Source organism: Arthrobacter sp. SD76, from assembly GCF_049726125.1.
Taxonomy (GTDB): Bacteria; Actinomycetota; Actinomycetes; order Actinomycetales; family Micrococcaceae; genus Arthrobacter; species Arthrobacter nitrophenolicus.
On the sequence record NZ_JBNBLR010000001.1, the window covers coordinates 706,717 to 723,353 of the forward strand.

Genomic DNA, 16,637 nt, shown 5'->3' on the forward strand with positions numbered 1-16,637 from the left:
GCACGTGCATGGCAGCCGCCTGTGCGTGAGTGACAAGACCACGGAACGGACCGGCCATACACACAGAATCAACCCCCGTTGTCCACACTTCCCGCCTGGTGAAGAACTTCGGCAGGACCGCCGCGCTGGCGGGCCTGGACCTGACCGTCATGCCCGGCGAGGTCCACGGCTTCCTGGGCCGAACGGCGCGGGAAAGTCCACCACCCTGAGGATCCTCCTGGGGCTGATCCGGCCTACTTCGGGAACGGCCAGGGTGTTCGGCATTGACCCCTGGGCCGAGCCGGTCCGGGCACACCGGGAGGTCGCCTACGTTCCCGGGGACGTGACGTTCTGGCCCAACCTGTCCGGCGGCGAGGTGATCGACCTGCTGGCAGGGCTCCGCGGCGGTGCCGACGAAACCCTGCGCCGGCAGCTGATCGAGGAATTCGATTTCGATCCGCGGCGGAAGGCCCGCACCTATTCCAAGGGGAACAGGCAAAAGGCGGCGCTGATCGCCGCGTTTTCCCGCCGCGCCAAGCTGTACCTGCTGGATGAGCCAAGTTCGGGGCTGGACCCGGTGATGGACGCCGTCTTCCGCCGGCACGTCCGGCGGGTCACCGCGGAGGGGGCCACCGTGCTGCTGTCCAGCCACATCCTGGCCGAGGTGGAACAGCTGTGTGACCGGGTGACCATCATCAGGTCCGGAATTGCCGTGGAGTCGGGGACCCTGGCCGAGCTCCGGCACCTGACCCGGACCCGCTTCCGGATTACCGCCACCGTGCAGCCGGACGTGCTGGCGGCCCTGCAGGGCTTCCACAACGTCCGCGTTGACGGGGACGCCATCGAGTTCGACGCCGATGCCACCCACCTCGGCGCCGTGCTGGACGCGCTCGCGTCGGCGGGCGTCACCGGCATTACTGCCGCGCCGCCCTCCCTCGAGGAGCTGTTCCTGCGGCACTACAGCGACCAGCCGGACGGGCAGCAGACCCAGGCCCAGCAGGTTCAGGCCCAGCAGGCCCAAGCCGAACAGACCCCGGCCGAACAGACCCAGGCCCAGCAGGGCCAGGTGCTCTGATGCGCGCCGTCCTGCGCCTGGCACTGCTCCAGGCACGCCGCGACCGCGCAGTCCTTGCGGCGTGGATACTCGGCATCGCCGGGCTGGGGTACGCAGCCGCCACGGCCATCACCACCCAGTTCGCTGCGGATACCGAGCGGGCCGCCCTGGTTGCCGTGGCAGCAGCCAGCCCGGCGTTCCTGTTCCTGCGCGGCCTCCCGGACGGCATCAGCTTCGGCGCGGTCACCTTCTTCCAGGGGTTTTCCTTCACCGCGGTGCTGGCCGGGCTGATGGGCGCGTTCCTGGTAGTCCGGCACACGCGGGCGGATGAGGACCAGGGCCGCTTCGAACTCGTCGGCTCCACGGGCGTAACCCGGTCCGCGCCGCTGCAGGCCACCCTGCTGCTTGGCACCTTCGCCAACGTGGTCCTCGCCCTGGCCGTGGCCGGCGGTTTCATTGGGGCCGGCCTGCCGGTCGACGGTTCCTTCCTGGCCGGGGCGGCGGTGGGCGCCGTGGGCCTGTTCTTCGTGGGCACCGCGGCCCTCGTGGCCCAGGTGATGCCGTCCGCCCGCACCGCCAGCGGCACGGCTGCGGCGCTGGTGGGTGCCGCCTATTTGCTCCGGGGCGCCGGCGACGCCCTCGGAACCGCCGAGCTGTCAACCCTGCAGGTCACCGCCGCCTGGCCCTCCCTCCTCTCGCCGATCGGCTGGGGCCAGCGCATCCGGCCCTTCACCGAGGCCTATCCGCTGCCGCTGCTGGTCCTGGCCGGCGCCGCCGTGATCCTGGGCGGGGCTGCCGTGGCGCTCCGCAGGGGGCGGGACCTGGGCGCCAGCTACGTCGCTGCCAACGAGTCGGGCCCGGAGCGTGCCCGCCGTGGCCTGGTGTCGCTGCCCGGGCTTGCGTGGCGGCTGCAGCGCGGAAGCCTGGCAAGCTGGTGCTTCACCGCCGCCGTGATGGGCGCCGTGGCCGGCGGGCTGGGACCGGTGGTCCGGGACGCGTTGGCCGGGAACCCTGCCCTGATGGAGCTGATGGGCCGCCTGTTCCTGGCGAGGAAGCAATGGTGGACTTGTTCACCACGGCCATGCTCGGCATCGTCGGTGTGCTGGCGGCCGCCGCGGGAATCCAGGCGGTCCTGCGGCTGAGGGCGGAAGAAGCCGAGGGGCGGGCCGAGATGCTCCTGGCCGTGCCGGCGTCGCGCCTGCGCTGGCTGGCCGGGGCGCTCGCCGTCGCAGTCATCACGACGACGGCGGTCGCGGCGGCCGCGGGAGCCGCGGCTGCAGCGGTGCTCACCGTCTCCCAGGCCGGGGGCAGCGGCGCGGGCACCGTCTTTGCGGCGGCGCTGGCCCATGTTCCTGCGGCGCTGGTTTTTCCGGCGGTGACGGTGCTGGTGTTCGCGCTCGCGTCCCGGTGGAGCAGCGCCGTCGGCTGGGGATTCCTGGCCGTGGGACTGGTGCTCGGGCAGTTCGGGGAACTGCTGGGGCTGCCGGTGTGGATGCAGGACCTGAGCCCGTTCCGGCATTCGTCCGCGATGCCTGCCGAGGCGTTCGATCCGGCCGGCGCCGTGCTGATGGCCGCCATCGCGATCGCCCTGGCCGCGGCAGCCGGCCGCCTGATCCGGGAGCGGGACCTGGCCGGGTACTAAGTCAAAGACCGTTTGTTTGGTCAGTCAGTGCTTCGGCTTGAAGAAGCGGGACGGGAACATCGGGCTCCGGGGCTGGGCGGCCTGCGCTTCCAGGAACCAGTATGCTGCTGCGCATTCGAGCAGGAAGCCGGCGGCGCCGATGACGAGAACCTGCGTTGCCACCCCCCACGAGGACAAGCACCAGGCCCGCTAAGAAGGCCAGGGTGGCAAAGACCATCCGGCGGGGGACCTGGTTGTCCTGCTTCCCTTCCTGCAGGTTCCGGGCCAGGGAGGGATCCTGGGCGCTGAGAAGGTTTTCCAGCTCTTCGAGCCGCCGGCGCTCTTCATCGGACAATGGCATTGCACTTCGCCTTCTTGGGCCTGCCCTACCACGCAGGCCTTTACTATTCAGGCTAGGCATCGGGCAGGTCCTGACAAAGCGAAGTTACGCACTCGTGATAGCCCTGCGGCATTCTTGATGCCCCTGTAACGGCCCGGGCTCCCGGAAGGGGCGGACAGCGCCGCCTGCCGGAGCAAGCCGGGTGTCAAACTGCCGCTGCCCGGGCCGGGGTGGAAAAGTAATGCAGGTGTGACCTGTCCCACGCGGATACGAAGCTAGGCCGTTTAAGGTGTCCACCAGGAAGTGGTCGATGGCCACGCTCAACTGCACTCCGGAGGGGATCCTTCGCTGCCTTGTATCGGCGCGGAGCCTTTTCGTATGCATCCTCCTGGTCCTCCTTGTGGCGGGGGCGGCCTCCTACACGCACGGCACCCGCTACGCCCTTGTGGGGCATGGACCTTTCCTGACTGCGCCCGCCACTTTGCTGGCGGGACCCGCCCAGCCTGCTGATTCCGGCGCGCCGCCCACTGAGGTACCGCCGCTGCAGGCAACCTTTCCCGGCCCTGGTGCCCCGCCGTCGTCGGACTCTCCGGTTGTACCCGTGACGCACTATGCCAGCGCGCTGCTGGACCCCGAGTCCATGGAGCGGGACTGCTGTGAACGCCGGCAGGCCCCGCGCGGCGAGCCGGCGCCGTTGAGGACGGGCGCTGTGGATGGGCCCTCCCTGCTCCTGCGGGAAGAAGGCGGCGAGGTTCTTTCCCCTGTGCCGTCCGAGCCGGATCTGCCGGCGCTTACGGTCATCCAGCTTTCGGTCAGTCGGACATAAACACTGCCGCTGTTGCACCGAAATCACTACCGGCTACACCTGGAAAGACAGACCAATGACTCATGTTCAATCGATGCTGGACGTCCACCCCCAAGGTGCGGGAAACGTCGATAAAGCCAAACTTACCGAATGTATCCAGGCGTGCTTTGAGTGCGCCCAGACGTGCACTGCGTGCGCGGACGCCTGCCTCAGCGAGGAGATGGTGGCCGAGCTGACCAAGTGCATCCGCACCAACCTTGACTGCGTGGATATCTGCGTGGCCACGGGAAAGATCCTGAGCCGGCAGACCGGCACCGCCCCCGAGATCACCCGGGCTGTGCTGGCGGCTTGCCGGACTGCCTGCAAGGCCTGTGCGGAGGAGTGCGGACAGCATGCCGCCAAGCACAAGCACTGCGAGGTATGCGCCGAAGCGTGCCGGCGCTGCGAGCAGGCCTGCGCCGACCTCCTCGCTTCGCTGGGCTGAAAGGAAGCGGTCATGGCACAGCTAAAAACGGCGGGCCAGGCAAGGCATCCGGAAGACCCGCAGGTGCGGCGGATGCTTGCCACGCACATGCACTGCGGGGAGGAGATGCAGATAGTGGGCCACCCGGGTTCCGCCGGTGTACCGGACGGGACGGACGACGGCGGACTGCTCACCTACCGCTGCGTGTGCGGGTTCTGCTTCGACCAGCGGCGGCCCTGACACCCGCCGACCAGTATGGCACCAGGCCCCGGCCGGTGCGGATTGGGGGGGCCGGCCGGGGCCTGGGACGGTGGGCCGTGGGGGGTTCCTCCGTCAGCGCGGATTGTCCAGGGAAATGGTCTCCTGATGCTCCGGGACGCGCGCACGCCATCCGAGTTCGTGCTTGAGGCGCAGCCGGAGGGCATCGGAGGCGTCCGGCTCCCCGTGGGTCACGTAAGTCATGGCCGGGGCCTCGGGGGCGGACTTCATCCATTGGACCAGCTCGTTGGAATCCGCGTGGGCTGAGAGCCCTTCCATCTGGATGACCTCTGCCTCGATCCTGACCTCCTGGCCGTAGACGCGGACGTGCCTTTCCCCGGCGGCCAGGGACGCGCCCCTGGTCCGCCGGCCTGGTATCCGCTGAGAATGATGGCGTTGCGGCGGTCGGGTCCGTAGGCGGCGAGGTGGTGCAGGATCCGTCCTCCGGTCAGCATCCCGCTGGCGGAGATGATGATCATGGGCCCGCCGCGGAGATTGAGGAGCTTGGAGTCGTCGGGGCTGCGGACGGGCTTGGCTACTTTGTACATGGCCTCGAACTCATGCTGCTTGAGCCGGTGTTCCTCCCTGTGGCGCTGGTACATGTCGGACGCGTCGATGGCCATCGGGCTGTTCAGGTACACGGGGATGGAGGGGATGGCGCCTTTGGCCAGCAGGCGGGACAGGTGCAGCAGGACCGTCTCGGCCCGCCCCACTGCAAACGCTGCGATCATGATGACGCCCTGCCGCTTGGCGACCCGGGTGATGATCTCACCCAGCTCGGCTTCCGGGTTTCCCGCCGGGTGGACCCGGTTGCCGTAAGTGGACTCGGTTACCAGGACGTTGGCCGGTTCCAAACCACGGGGCGGATACATGAGGGGGTCACGCGCGCGGCCGAGGTCTCCGGTGAAGTGGATGGTCCGGCTTCCCAGCCGCAGGCGCACCTGGGCGGCGCCAAGGATGTGGCCGGCCGGAACGAAAGTCACTTCGATGCCACCGGCAATCTTGAACGGTGCATCGAAGTCCTGCGCTTTGAAGCTGTTGAGCGACCGGACGGCGTCTTCGGCGGTGTAGAGGGGCACAGCGGGATGGTGCATCGAGGATGCCCGGTGGTCTGCATAACGGGCTTCCTCCTCCTGGAGGTATCCGCTGTCCGGAAGCAGCAGTTTGCACAGTTCCGTTGTCCCGGCCGTCGCGTAGACCGGGCCGTGGAAGCCGTCCCGCACCAGGGCCGGGATGTAACCGGTGTGGTCCAGGTGGGCATGCGTGAGGACCACTGCATCGAGGCTCCCGGGATTGAGCTGGAGCGGCATGCGGTTGCGGTCGCGGAGCCGTTTGTAGCCCTGGAAAAGCCCGCAGTCCACCAGGATCCGGCTGTTCTGGGAATGGATCAGGTAGCGGGAACCCGTGACGGTATCGGTTGCGCCGAGGAACCTCAGCGTTGGCGGATGCTGTTCCCTCATGCCTGCTCCTTGCACCGGGGTACGGGACGCGGCCCTCGGGGGTGTTGCGGCTGAAGGAACCGCGCGGTGTCTGACAAGTACATACCGTGTCCGGCAGGGGCGACAGGGACAAAAGACCCCTCCGGTGGTTGCAGCAGAAAGAGGGGACTAAAGCCTCTGAGATCCGGATCTCTACGGGTTGAAGCTTGAACTACACCCTTATGCCGCAGATGCAACGGCGGGGCCGCTTCTGACCTGAAGCCCAATTCAAACGCAATATTTCGAGGGAGCTAAGCATGTCTGCGTCATCAGCACATCCGGGCATAGGTGCCCATCACCATCGCACGGCTATCGAGATCACCGCCCTCACGGCGGGGGCCGTTTTTGCCCTCGTTGGTATCCTCGGGTTCATCCCCGGGATCACAACGAGCTACTCGGAAATGACCTTCGCGGGCCATGAATCCGGGGCCATGCTCCTGGGCGTCTTCCAGGTGTCGATCCTGCACAACATCGTCCACCTCCTGTTCGGTGCAGCCGGCCTGATCATGGGCAGGACTGCAACGCAGTCCAGGTATTTCCTGATCGGTGGCGGCGCCGTCTATCTGGTGCTCTGGCTCTACGGGCTTCTGATCGACCAGGCGTCCACGGCCAACTTCATCCCCGTGAACACCGCGGACAACTGGCTGCATGCGGTACTGGGCCTGGTCATGCTCGCGGCCGGGCTTCTGCTGGGCCGGGGCAGCGCCGAACGCCGGGACGTGTAAAACCGGAGCATTCTTGAGCACCCTGTAGCCGCCCATTGGAGTTTTCGCGGCGGTTGACCCGGTGGAAGGCAGATGCGCCCATAACAAAGGCCCGAAGCCCTGGCCGCTGCAGTTTTCGCAGCCGGCCAGGACCGGGCCTTACGTGCGGGCCCTGCGCTTCACCCAGCCCCAAACGACGGTGGCGGCGAACAGCACCAGGCCGATGAAGGCCAGCCACAGCAGGCCCTCGATGATGAAGCCCAGGATGGACAGAACGAGCCAGATGATAAGCAGTGTGATGATCAGTCCCATGCTGGCATCCTAGCCCCCAAGGCGCGAACTGCCCGGGACCAGCATGCTCCGGGTCCTTTTGCGCAGGCATGTCCCGCTTACGCGCTGGCCGGCTTCTGCTGGTGTGGCGGGCGGTGTTTGGCTGCAAGGTCCGCGAGGTCGTTGATGAGCTGCCGCAACTGGTGTTCGCGGCTGATCGCCTTACGGTTTGGGGCTTGATAGGGCGCGGCTGGCCTGTCCGTGGCGCGCGCTGCTGGCTGCTTCCTTGCGGGCTGCATACTTGGGCTTACCCGGTCCATCAGCTGTTCCTCTTGGCGTACTGGTTGCGGCATGCACTGCCCCTCAGGTCCTCCTGAAGGGGCTTGTGATGGCCACCCTAGAAAGCCGCACGCCAGATGGGAAGGGGTTATCTCCAGCTCCGGGATTTATTGTGCGTTTCTTGAGCTGAGCTGCACTGCCGGGGCCTTTTCCGCTGCGCATATGCCCTGCCGCGGCTTGAATTCCGGTCGCGGCAGGGAGCATGCGCGTCATGAACGCTTATGCGTGCCGGAAACGTTCTGCAGGATGCCTTCCGCCACCAGCCGGACTTTGATGTTCCTGTGGCTTGAGGCCTTGGCCAGGATCTCGAAGGCGGCCTCGTAGGAGCACTTGTTCTGCGCCATGATCACGCCGCAGGCCGCGTCGATGATGGGGCGGCTTTCCAGGGCCGACGTCAACTGGGCGGCGGATGAGCGGGCGGCCCGGAACTCCTCGGCGACCGCATAGCTGTTGCCTGCTCTCTTCCCGAACGCCGTGGCGGCGGCGGTGACTGCTGCCGTGAACACGTTGTCCCGGGCGGAGAGCAGGGTGAGCGCGGCGAATCGTCCGGACCCCAGCGGCACCGGTACGGAGAGCAATGAGCGGTAGCCGGCGTTTTCCAGGACGCGCCAGTAGTCAGGCCAGTCGGGATGCGGGAGGTAGCCGTTGGCGATGATTGCCACCCTTCCGGCAAGAGCCCGGGACACGGGACCGTCCCGGTATTCCTGCTCCTCCCAGGCCAGTCCCAGCGCGCTCGCGTTGGATCCCACCGCCTGCTGGGTTCCACGTCGCCGCGGCAGGGTCATGGCGCAGTCGAACGGGGAGGCCACCATCTCCTGCAGGGTTGATGACGCCGCCACGAGGAGCAGGTCCAGGGATGCAGTGGAGCTTTCTGCCCGCAGATCCAGCAGGACTCCGGCCGGCGTAGTATGCCTCGTCCGGTACGGCACCGCCTGCCAGCGGGGCCTCGCGGCGTCGCCGCCGCCGTCGCCGGGCGCCGCGGGATGGTGCACCCTGTGTTTCCTCAGCTCCAATGCCACATGTGCTCCCTGACAGCCCACAACCCACTTACGGGCTGCTGGCTCAACCCTTTTCCGACGGTACGCGGCAGGCATGGCGGATACACGAGTGGTGGCTACTCGTTTTTCGGTTCGCCCATTCGTGCCCCGGGGGTATGGTTGGGCTGGCGGAGCACCTGTCCAAACCGTCGAACATTTCGAAGATGCGGGGTATCAGCGTGAACGAATACGAAGCCTCACTGGTCATCAAATCCGGCGCGGAGCTGCTGCTCTCCGCGTCGTCGGACCCCCGCTCCGACGAAGGCTATACCGCGGTCAAGATGAACGTGTCCGAAGCGCTTGACCTCATGGCGCAGGCGCTGGCCAATTTTGAGGCCGGTGTGAGTGGAACCAACCGGTCAACCGGCTGGGTCCAGGATCTGCGCCGCGTGGCGGACGACCTGGCCGAAAAGCAGGGCTCCCCGGCCCGGCCTACATGATGCCCGTAGGCACCAGCAGGGCCCACGCTAGGACAGGCCCGGCCAGCACGACGGCGCCGGCGTAGATCATCAGCTGGCGGTAGACGCGCTGGCGGTCGTCTTCGCGGGCGTTGGCTACCACCAGGGCCCCGTCGGTGGAGAAAGGCGAGACGTCCACGACCGTGGCGGCGACGGCCAGCGCCGCGACCGTCCCGGACGCGCTGAGCGAACTGGTGGCTAGCAGCGGACCGGCCATCGGGATGAACGCGGTCAGCAGGGCGGTGGAGGACGCAAAGGCGGACCCGATGCCGATGACGAAGCAGAGCACCAGGGCGATCAGCAGCGGTGCGCCCAGGGCCAGTGCCATCTCGGCGAGCGTGTCGATGACCCCGACGTGCTGCAGCAGCGAGACGTAGGTGATCATGCCGGCCACCAGCAGGACCGTGGACCATGAAATCCCGCCGATGAAGGTCTGGTGTTCCTTGATGTTGATCAGTGCCAGCACCAGCCCGGCGGAGAGCGCCACGAAGCCGATGGGCATGTGGAACCCCAGCGTGCAGACGAGCATGGCGGCGATCAGCACGAGGGTCAGGATCTGCTGGCCGTGGGGCCGGATGGGCGCCGAGGTGTCCAGGTCGGCGTGCTGCCCGGCGGATCCCTCGCGGAGCCGGCCCAGCAGGGCAAAGGCGACGATGGTGAGCACGGACAGGATCAGGTTGATGGCGAAGCTGGCGGCGAAGAGCGCTCCCTGCGAGATGGGGAAGCCGTTCTCTTCGGCGATGTTGTGCACCAGCACGCCCGCCACGGACAGCGGGGAGAAACCGCCGGCGTGGGCGCCGTTGATGATGAACGCGCCCATCACCACGGGGTGGATGCGGGACTCGTAGGCGAAGCCGATGGCCGCGGGTGCGAGCAGCGCGACGGCGGCCGGCGAGAAGGTGCCGAGGGCCGTCAGGGCCGCGGCGAGCAGGAAGAACACCCAGGGCAGCACCATGGTCTTGCCCCGGACCAGGCGCACGCAGGACTGAACGACGACGTCGATGGTTCCGTTCCGCTGCGCCATGCTGAAGAAGTAGGTGACGCCGATAATGGTCAGGACGATGCTCGCGGGGAACTCCGCCAGGATTTCCTTGTCGTTCATGCCGAGCAGGAAGTACCCGACGCCGAACGAGGCCACCAGCCCCATGACGCCAATGTTCAGGGGCCACTTGGTGGCGACGACGAACATCACCACGAGGATGGCGAGCGGGATGATTTGTGTGGCGGTCAAGGTCGGCTCCGGTTCGGTGGCGGCGGCCGGGCCGAAGAGGTTCCCGCCCAGCACGAGCGCGGCCAGGCCCAAAATCAGGACACCGGCCACTGCCACCAGTAGCATACGGCGGCGCCGCCCGGTGCCCTGCTCCTTGGTCGCGTCCTCGGCCTCGTCCTTGGTCGCGGGTGCGGTGTCTATGGTGCGTTCCGCTGTGTTGGTCAAGAGTCACTCCTCGTGGCTTGGGGTGTACGCCGGCATACTGTGACGCCGTCGCTGTGCAGGAAGAGGGCCCGGCCCTTTCCCTGGTCCCGGTGGATCCACAGCATGCTGCCGTCGAAAGCGAGCAGGTCGATGCGGCCGGTGGCGATGGTCCGGCCGTTCTGCCGGATCTCCACTTCGTCCTTCCTGGACAGGGTGCACCAGTTGGGGACCGGCTGCGGCGTCGCGGGTTGCCTGGCGGTGCCTGGCTGGAGTCGGGTGGTGGGCAAGGTGATTCCTTTTATTGCTGACGTTTTGGACGTGGGGGAAGGAGGCAGGAGGACCATGGGTCCGCCTGCCTCCTTCAGCGGCGTGCCCTTCTCCCGCGCCCGTCCTTCGGGGTTCCTGTTGCGATGGAATGCGGGGTGGGGACACGCCTGCCGGTGGGTGCCGGCTGCCGGTGAGGACCGCCGTCGAACGGTCCGGACTGTTAGTTGAGCCGGTCCGCGCGGACCGCGAGGACCGGGCAGGTGGCATCCAGCAGGATCCGCTGGACCGTGCTGCCCAGGATGAGCTTGCCCACCATCGAGCGGTGCCGCAGGCCGACGACGATCATGTCCACGTCCCTGTCCTGCGCAATCTGGATGACGGCGTCCCCGGGGTCGGAGAGGACAGATGATTCAACCGTCAGTCCGCGTCCGGCAGCCTGCAGCTGGCTTTCGATGTCCTTCATCTCTTGCGGTTCGAGGTCATGGTGGCCGCGGCCGACGTTGACGATCAGGAGGTCCGCTTTCCGAAGGACCGCTTCGGCGATGCCCTGGGTCAGGGCTTCCCGGCCTTCAGGGGCAGGGGCGTAGGCAACGAGAACCGTCATGGTCTTGCTTCTTTCCGGTAGTTGGTCAGGGCTGCTAGATGAGGGTGTTGAGCCAGCCCTGCGGCAGGTCGATGGGGAGCAGTGACGGCAGCGCGAGCAGCACCACGTAGAGCGCCACCGTGTAGATGATGGCCACCTTGAGGCGGGCCCTGGCGACGATCAGCAGGAACGCCGGGATGAAGACTGTGACGGCGACGAGGTAGCCGAACCCTGCGGTGAGGGCGAGGAAGGCTGTCATCCACAGGAAGGTCTTCATGGCGAACCCTGCGTCAAGCGTCCATCCTGCTCCGGCGGTCCTGGCGCGGAGCCTGGTCCTGATCTCCGTGAAGAGCAGGATGCCCGAGAAGACCAGGCCGCCGATACTCACCAGCTGCGGCACCAGGCGCGCTTCCGGCGAGAACGACTGGGAAGCGATCAGCGCGGCGGCGAAGGCGACGGCGAAGATGCCCGCCGCTGCAAGGGACCAGGTCGAGTTCTTCAGGGGGCTCTCGTCGTCTTCGGGGCGCTCGTCGCGGTGCCCGTCGTCGAGGTTGGTGTTGCGGCGGGCGCGGATGAACTTGATGAAGGCCCAGATCATGGGCAGCACCAGGATGGCGAGGAAGACGAGCACGCCGGGACGGGCCATCCAGTCCAGGCCGTTGTAGAGGCTGTCCGTGAGGAAGTAGTAGCGTTCCAGCGGGATGGCCAGGACGAAGCCGATCAGGAACGGTGCCCGCGGGAAGCCGGTGGACTTCAGCAGCCAGCCGAAGACGCCGAGGATGATCATCACCCACAGGTCGCCGAGCTGGCCGCCCTCCTGGAAGGAACCGAGCAGCATCACGGCGACGAGGCCTGCCGCGAGGACGGCGAAGGGAACCTTGGTGAGCTTGGCGAGCTGCTTGACGCTGAGGAAGCAGAACAGGGCGCCGAGGATCGAGGCGATGGCGAAGGACCACACGATGAGGTACATCAGGTCCAGGTGCTCGGTGATGATGGACGGGCCCGGCTGGATGCCGTAGGTGAGGAGCATGCCCAGGAGCATCGCCGACGGGACGCCGCCGGGGATGCCGAACAGCAGGGTGGGGATAAGGTCGCCGGCTTCCACGGAGTTGTTGGCGCTTTCCGGGCCGACGATGCCGCGGGGGTCGCCCTTGCCGAACTTGCGCTTGTCCTTGGCGGTGGCCACGGCCTGGCCGTAGGCCAGCCATGTTCCCGCAGTGGCGCCGACGCCGGGCAGGACGCCGGCCCAGATGCCGATCAGTGCGCCGCGGATGACCTGGGTCCAGTGGGACAGCCATTCCTTGATTCCCCGGCCCCAGCCGCCGCCGAGCGTGATGTTTTCCTTCTGCCCGCGCCGCTGGCTGGCGCGGGAGGCAATCTCAGCCAGGCCGAAGATGCCCAGGGCCACGGCGACGAGCGAGAGTCCGTCGCCGAGGAACAGGCTGCCAAAGGTAAAGCGCTCCTCCGCCGTGGTGGGCGAGGTGCCCACCATGCCGAGGACCAGGCCGAGCAGGCCGGCGGAGATGCCTTTGATGATGTTGCCGCGGGACAGGACGGCAGCGAGCGCGACGCCCAGGACCGTCAGCATAAACAGTTCGGGGCTGGCGAAGGACAGGACGAGCGGCCGGGCCAGCGGAATGGCCAGGGTCAGGCCGATGGCGCCGATGATGCCGCCTGCCATGGAGGACAGGAAGGCCAGTGTCAGTGCCCTGGCGGCCTGGCCCTTCCTCGCCATGGAGTAGCCGTCAAGCATGGTGACGCTGGCGGAGGCCGAGCCCGGTGCGCCGAGCAGCACGGCCGAGACGGTGTCGGAGGTATGGACGACGGCGAGGGCGCCGATCAGGAGCGCCAGCGCCTGGGCGGTTCCATGCCGAAGGTGATGGGCAGGAGGATCGCGACGGCGCCGGTGCCGCCCAGTCCCGGGATGAGGCCCATGACGAGGCCGGCGACAACGCCGATCAGGAGCATCAGCAGCAGGGACGGATCAGCAAGTGATGCCAGCGCTGCCATAGCGGAATCAAGCATGGTGGTCCTTATTCAACGTGGATGTTGTATTTGCTCTCGAGCAGGTCCTTGACATAGGACCTGACGGAGCTGCTGACGATGTATGCGGCCCTGACGCGGTCTGCCATGTCGGCATCGGCCACCAGGGGGTATCCGCCGAGGACCTTGGCCGCTTTGGCCTGGAAGTCCTTGTCGGCGCCGAGCTTTTCGCTTGATTCGCGGAGCAGCGTCACGGCTTTTTCGGGTGTCTTTTCCGGGACCCAGAGGCCCTTCTGGTACGTGTAGGTCAGGCCCAGGAGGGTCTTGTAGGCTTCGAACTTTTCGCCTGAGGGCTTTGTGCCGTGCAGCTGTTCGTAGGCCTCGGGGACCGTGGGGACGTCCGGGAAGTTGGGGTCCCGGATCACCTCGCCGGACCCGTCCAGCTGGCCGAAGGACATCAGCACGGTGGCCTTGCCCTCCTTGGCAATGCCTTCGACGGCGGAGGCGTAGGCGGACGTGGTCTGGTAGTCCAGGTCGATTTCGCCGCGCTGCAGCGCCAGGTTGACCGGGCCGCGGCCTTCGAAACCGAAGGTGGAGGTGACGTCGGCTTCGAGGAGGTCGAAGGCCACCAACGTGGTGATGTCCAGGCCTGTTGCGCTGATTCCGCCGAACTCGAGGGGCTTGTCCCGGTTGATGAGGTCCTTGACCCCGTTGACGCCTGCTTCGGTGCGCGCGTAGATGACACCGCCGGTGCCGTTGACGACGACGGGCTGCAGGTTTTCGAAGGAGTACTTCACTGCAGTGCGTCCCAGGACCCAGGGCACCACGGTCGATGCGGTCCCCACCAGGACCTCGGTGCCGTCGGCCTTGGCGGAACGGGCGAACTTGTTGGTGCCGGAGATACCTTCGCCGCCGGGTTCGTTGACGGGCGCGAACCCGGGGCGTCCTGGACATAGTTGGTCAGCTCTGTGCCGATGAAGCGGGCCCAGGTGTCCGTTCCGCCGCCGGATGCCAGCGGGATGAGGAACTCGAGGGTTTCGCCGCTGAAGTCACCATCTTCGGTACTGGATGGCGGGTTGAGCAGGCCTTCGCCCAGGACAGTGGTGGCGAGGCCGAGGGCGGCGAGGGCGGCCACCGAGGAGAGGACAGTACGCCGGGAGTGCTTCGGCGGTTCGGGAAGTTCGGTGGTTGCCGGGTCCATCATGTCCCCGGGAGGTTCCAGGGAGGTCTTTTGACTCGTCATTGAGGTGTCCTTCGTTGGGGGGCGGCCGTTTGTCAGAGCGCCGGCCGGAGTGTGGGGGTGGAGGTGCTTACCAGGTGTCCGGCAGCAAGAGTTCAGCGTCGGCCAGCCGGCGGGCACTGCGGAGGGCGCCGACAACCGGTGTGCCTTCCCGGTTCTCGGCCCAGGTCTGGACCAGGCCAGCTGGGGTCCGCATGGTGACACCGGTTGAGACGTCCGTGGTGATGAGGTTGGACGCCACGGTTCCCGGATGCTGCGAGGCCATGGTGAGGGCCACGCTTCCGGTGATCGCGAGGGCCGGGTGGAGGCGTCCCATGGAGAGCATCCGGACCACGAGGTCGGCTTCATCGGCGTCGTCCGCCTTGGCGACGAGGGCAAGCTTGGGGATGGCGCGCTCCGCGTCTGCCCTGGTTTCCGCGAGCCCCATCTGCACTGCGGCGTCCCGGCGCATGTCGTCCAGGTGCACCAGCAGTTCCGTGCGGGTGTCGATCTCGGCCGCGGTTTCGTGCCCGGTCAGGCCGACCGCTTCGGCCTCGACGATGACGACGGGGGCGCCGGCGTCAATGAAGGTGGCGGGCACCTGTCGGCCGTCGAAGGTGACCTTGTCCATCGGATCTCCGGTGGGAAAGAGCCGGCCGGTGGTCCGTCCGGCGGGGTCGAAGAAGCCCATGCCGACCGGCATGCCGGGGAAAGGGACGCCGGGAATCATCTGGGTGCCGGAGTGCCCCAGTTCGCCGCCGGGGGTATCCACCTTCTGCAGGATGAGCTGGTTCGTGTTGGTGTTCAGGGTGCGCACGGCGGTGGTTTCCGGACCGGCGGCAACCCAGCCGCGTTCAATCGCATACGGCGCGACGACGGCGGAGCAGTTTCCGCAGTTGCTCCCCCAGTCAACCCGCTGCTCGTCGATGCCCACCTGTGCGAAGGTGTAGTCGACGTCGGCGTCCTCGCTGACGGACCGGGACAGGATGACGGCCTTGCTGGTGGTGGACGTGCCGCCTCCTACACCGTCAATCTGGCGGTTGTCGGGGCTGCCGAAGAGGCGCAGGAGCACCTCGTCCACGGTCTTGCCCGGAACCTGGAGGCTGTCCCATTCGAAGACCCAGCATTTGCTGGTTCCTCCCCGCATCCACGTAGCTGGGATCTTGAACATGTTTGCTTTCACCTTTCCCGCGGCCCCGGATTGGGCCTTCAGCCGTGCTGGCCTAACCCAGTGTGATGCCCGTCCTAGATGAATTACAAACGCCAAAAAGTACACCTGCATTCACTTTTACTTCAATCAAAAGGCGATGTTGAGCGCCTAAAGCGGCGGCGTTTTCCGCTGCGCGGGAAAGTGGGGGGCCGAAACCACCGCAGAACGGCGGTCCGAATGAATACTTTGTATAGAATCAGCACGGGGGTGTAACGAATACTTCAAGGAGGAACCGCCGGATGCTGAACATCAGAAGGCTTGAACTGCTGCTGGACGTGGTGGAGCTCGGGTCCATCACCGCAGCGGCAGACAAGCACGTGTACTCTCCGTCTGGAGTTTCCCAGCAGCTGCGCCGGCTGGAGGCGGAAGTGGGCCAGCCGCTCCTGCAGCGCCAGGCCCGGGGAATGGTGCCCACCGACGCCGGCCACGTCCTGACGGCGCACACCCGGAAGATCCTGCGGCAGATGGCGGCGGCGGAGGCGGACCTCGCCGAGATCGCGGGCCTCAACCGGGGCAGCCTCACCATGGGAACCTTCCCCACCCTGGGAGGCTCGTTCCTGCCGCTGGTCATCAGCAGATTCAAGGCGCAGTACCCGGCCATCGACCTGCACGTCCGGAGCAGCCGCTTCAACGAGCTCATCGAGATGCTGGAGAACGGCCAGGTGGGGATGTCCCTGCTGTGGGACTACGAGTGGAACAGGCTCAACCCGGAAAGCTTCGCGCTCACGACTGTCTTCGAGGACGCCACCGCCCTGATCGTCGGCAAGGACCACCGGCTGGCCCGCCGCAAGCAGGTGGACATGGCGGACCTGGCCAAGGAGGAATGGATCGTCCGGGAAGAGGAGCACCCTGTGCTCGAAGTCCTGCACCGAAGTGCGCAGGCAGCGGGGTTCGTCCCCCGGATCTCCTTCCACGCCAACGACTACCAGGAGGCCCAGGCCATGGTCAGTGTGGGACTGGGCGTAGCCCTTGCCCCGCGGACGGCCGTGGTGAACAAGCATCCCGGCGTCAGCATCGTGTCCCTGGGCTCGAGCGCGCCGGCCCGGCGGGTGCTTCTGGCGCACCGCCATGACAGGGTGCGGGCGGCCGCTGAAGTCGCGTTCCAGACGACACTGCTGGAGGTTGCCAAGGAAAGCGCCGCCGACTTCCGGTAAA

The 16,637-nt window shown here is 66.9% G+C and carries 17 protein-coding genes and 4 pseudogenes; 9 read left to right on the forward strand and 12 right to left on the reverse strand.

Annotated elements, in window-relative coordinates:
- Positions 1-154: 154 nt before the first annotated feature.
- The 3 genes and pseudogenes from ACPEE0_RS03440 to ACPEE0_RS03450 form a co-directional block, all read left to right on the forward strand.
- Positions 155-1,054, forward strand: a pseudogene (locus ACPEE0_RS03440) (ATP-binding cassette domain-containing protein); the annotation flags it as partial.
- Complete coding sequence (locus ACPEE0_RS03445) at positions 1,054-2,175, forward strand: hypothetical protein (RefSeq protein ID WP_424573898.1); 1,122 nt, start codon at positions 1,054-1,056, stop codon at positions 2,173-2,175. The pseudogene ACPEE0_RS03440 and the gene ACPEE0_RS03445, both read left to right, overlap by 1 nt.
- The gene (locus tag ACPEE0_RS03450) at positions 2,091-2,675 is read left to right on the forward strand and encodes a hypothetical protein (protein WP_424573899.1); all 585 of its coding nucleotides are present in this window, start codon (positions 2,091-2,093) and stop codon (positions 2,673-2,675) included. The genes ACPEE0_RS03445 and ACPEE0_RS03450 overlap by 85 nt, the downstream gene beginning before the upstream one ends.
- A gap of 24 nt (positions 2,676-2,699) precedes the next feature.
- Here the strand turns inward: ACPEE0_RS03450 and ACPEE0_RS03455 are convergent, their stop codons facing one another.
- Together ACPEE0_RS03455 and ACPEE0_RS03460 are read right to left on the reverse strand one after the other, a co-directional pair.
- A complete protein-coding gene (locus tag ACPEE0_RS03455) occupies positions 2,700-2,837 on the reverse strand; it encodes a hypothetical protein (RefSeq protein ID WP_424575326.1) in 138 nt (45 codons plus the stop codon).
- Between the two features lie 61 nt (positions 2,838-2,898).
- Positions 2,899-3,075, reverse strand: a pseudogene (locus tag ACPEE0_RS03460) (DUF3040 domain-containing protein); the annotation flags it as partial.
- Between the two features lie 229 nt (positions 3,076-3,304).
- Here ACPEE0_RS03460 and ACPEE0_RS03465 point away from each other — a divergent pair.
- From ACPEE0_RS03465 to ACPEE0_RS03475, 3 genes are read left to right on the forward strand one after another with little or no spacing between them, the layout of a single operon-like run.
- Entirely contained in the window at positions 3,305-3,820 is a 516-nt protein-coding gene (locus tag ACPEE0_RS03465; protein ID WP_009359213.1) for a hypothetical protein, read from the forward strand.
- Positions 3,821-3,875: 55 nt separating this feature from the next.
- On the forward strand, positions 3,876-4,283 hold the full coding sequence (locus ACPEE0_RS03470; RefSeq protein WP_009359214.1) for a four-helix bundle copper-binding protein: 408 nt from the start codon (positions 3,876-3,878) through the stop codon (positions 4,281-4,283).
- A 12-nt stretch (positions 4,284-4,295) separates the two neighbouring features.
- Positions 4,296-4,502 (forward strand): hypothetical protein, encoded by a 207-nt coding sequence (locus ACPEE0_RS03475; RefSeq protein ID WP_009359215.1) that lies wholly within the window; start codon positions 4,296-4,298, stop codon positions 4,500-4,502.
- A 93-nt stretch (positions 4,503-4,595) separates the two neighbouring features.
- Here the strand turns inward: ACPEE0_RS03475 and ACPEE0_RS03480 are convergent.
- Positions 4,596-5,980: pseudogene (locus ACPEE0_RS03480) on the reverse strand (MBL fold metallo-hydrolase RNA specificity domain-containing protein).
- A 275-nt stretch (positions 5,981-6,255) separates the two neighbouring features.
- On the opposite strand from ACPEE0_RS03480, the gene ACPEE0_RS03485 reads away from it, so the two are divergent.
- A complete protein-coding gene (locus ACPEE0_RS03485) occupies positions 6,256-6,723 on the forward strand; it encodes a DUF4383 domain-containing protein (RefSeq protein ID WP_035753678.1) in 468 nt (155 codons plus the stop codon).
- A gap of 138 nt (positions 6,724-6,861) precedes the next feature.
- Here ACPEE0_RS03485 and ACPEE0_RS03490 read toward each other — a convergent pair whose 3' ends face one another.
- Both ACPEE0_RS03490 and ACPEE0_RS03495 read right to left on the reverse strand, forming a co-directional pair.
- Positions 6,862-7,014 (reverse strand): hypothetical protein, encoded by a 153-nt coding sequence (locus ACPEE0_RS03490; RefSeq protein ID WP_424573900.1) that lies wholly within the window; start codon positions 7,012-7,014, stop codon positions 6,862-6,864.
- A gap of 506 nt (positions 7,015-7,520) precedes the next feature.
- A complete protein-coding gene (locus ACPEE0_RS03495; RefSeq protein WP_424573901.1) occupies positions 7,521-8,330 on the reverse strand; it encodes an ANTAR domain-containing protein in 810 nt (269 codons plus the stop codon).
- Positions 8,331-8,527: 197 nt separating this feature from the next.
- Between ACPEE0_RS03495 and ACPEE0_RS03500 the strand changes: the two genes are divergently transcribed.
- Positions 8,528-8,788: a hypothetical protein gene (locus tag ACPEE0_RS03500; RefSeq protein WP_424573902.1), complete on the forward strand. Its 261-nt coding sequence runs from the start codon at positions 8,528-8,530 to the stop codon at positions 8,786-8,788.
- Here ACPEE0_RS03500 and ACPEE0_RS03505 read toward each other — a convergent pair.
- From ACPEE0_RS03505 to ACPEE0_RS03535, 7 genes and pseudogenes are all read right to left on the reverse strand, one after another.
- The gene (locus tag ACPEE0_RS03505) at positions 8,781-10,241 is read right to left on the reverse strand and encodes an SLC13 family permease (RefSeq protein ID WP_424573903.1); all 1,461 of its coding nucleotides are present in this window, start codon (positions 10,239-10,241) and stop codon (positions 8,781-8,783) included. The two genes, ACPEE0_RS03500 and ACPEE0_RS03505, sit on opposite strands and share 8 nt — an antisense overlap.
- Positions 10,238-10,507, reverse strand: coding sequence for a hypothetical protein (locus ACPEE0_RS03510; RefSeq protein ID WP_035753680.1), 270 nt, complete (start codon positions 10,505-10,507; stop codon positions 10,238-10,240). Before ACPEE0_RS03510 ends, ACPEE0_RS03505 begins: the two co-directional genes overlap by 4 nt.
- A gap of 200 nt (positions 10,508-10,707) precedes the next feature.
- Positions 10,708-11,091 (reverse strand): universal stress protein, encoded by a 384-nt coding sequence (locus tag ACPEE0_RS03515; RefSeq protein ID WP_424573904.1) that lies wholly within the window; start codon positions 11,089-11,091, stop codon positions 10,708-10,710.
- A gap of 34 nt (positions 11,092-11,125) precedes the next feature.
- Positions 11,126-13,095 (reverse strand): annotated as a pseudogene (locus ACPEE0_RS03520) (tripartite tricarboxylate transporter permease).
- Between the two features lie 8 nt (positions 13,096-13,103).
- A complete protein-coding gene (locus tag ACPEE0_RS03525) occupies positions 13,104-13,898 on the reverse strand; it encodes a hypothetical protein (protein WP_424573905.1) in 795 nt (264 codons plus the stop codon).
- Complete coding sequence (locus ACPEE0_RS03530; protein ID WP_424573906.1) at positions 13,847-14,296, reverse strand: hypothetical protein; 450 nt, start codon at positions 14,294-14,296, stop codon at positions 13,847-13,849. The genes ACPEE0_RS03525 and ACPEE0_RS03530 overlap by 52 nt, the downstream gene beginning before the upstream one ends.
- Before the next feature lie 67 nt (positions 14,297-14,363).
- Entirely contained in the window at positions 14,364-15,443 is a 1,080-nt protein-coding gene (locus ACPEE0_RS03535; RefSeq protein ID WP_424573907.1) for a PrpF domain-containing protein, read from the reverse strand.
- A 278-nt stretch (positions 15,444-15,721) separates the two neighbouring features.
- Here ACPEE0_RS03535 and ACPEE0_RS03540 point away from each other — a divergent pair, with 278 nt between their 5' ends.
- A complete protein-coding gene (locus ACPEE0_RS03540) occupies positions 15,722-16,636 on the forward strand; it encodes a LysR family transcriptional regulator (RefSeq protein ID WP_009359226.1) in 915 nt (304 codons plus the stop codon).
- Position 16,637 lies beyond the last annotated feature (1 nt).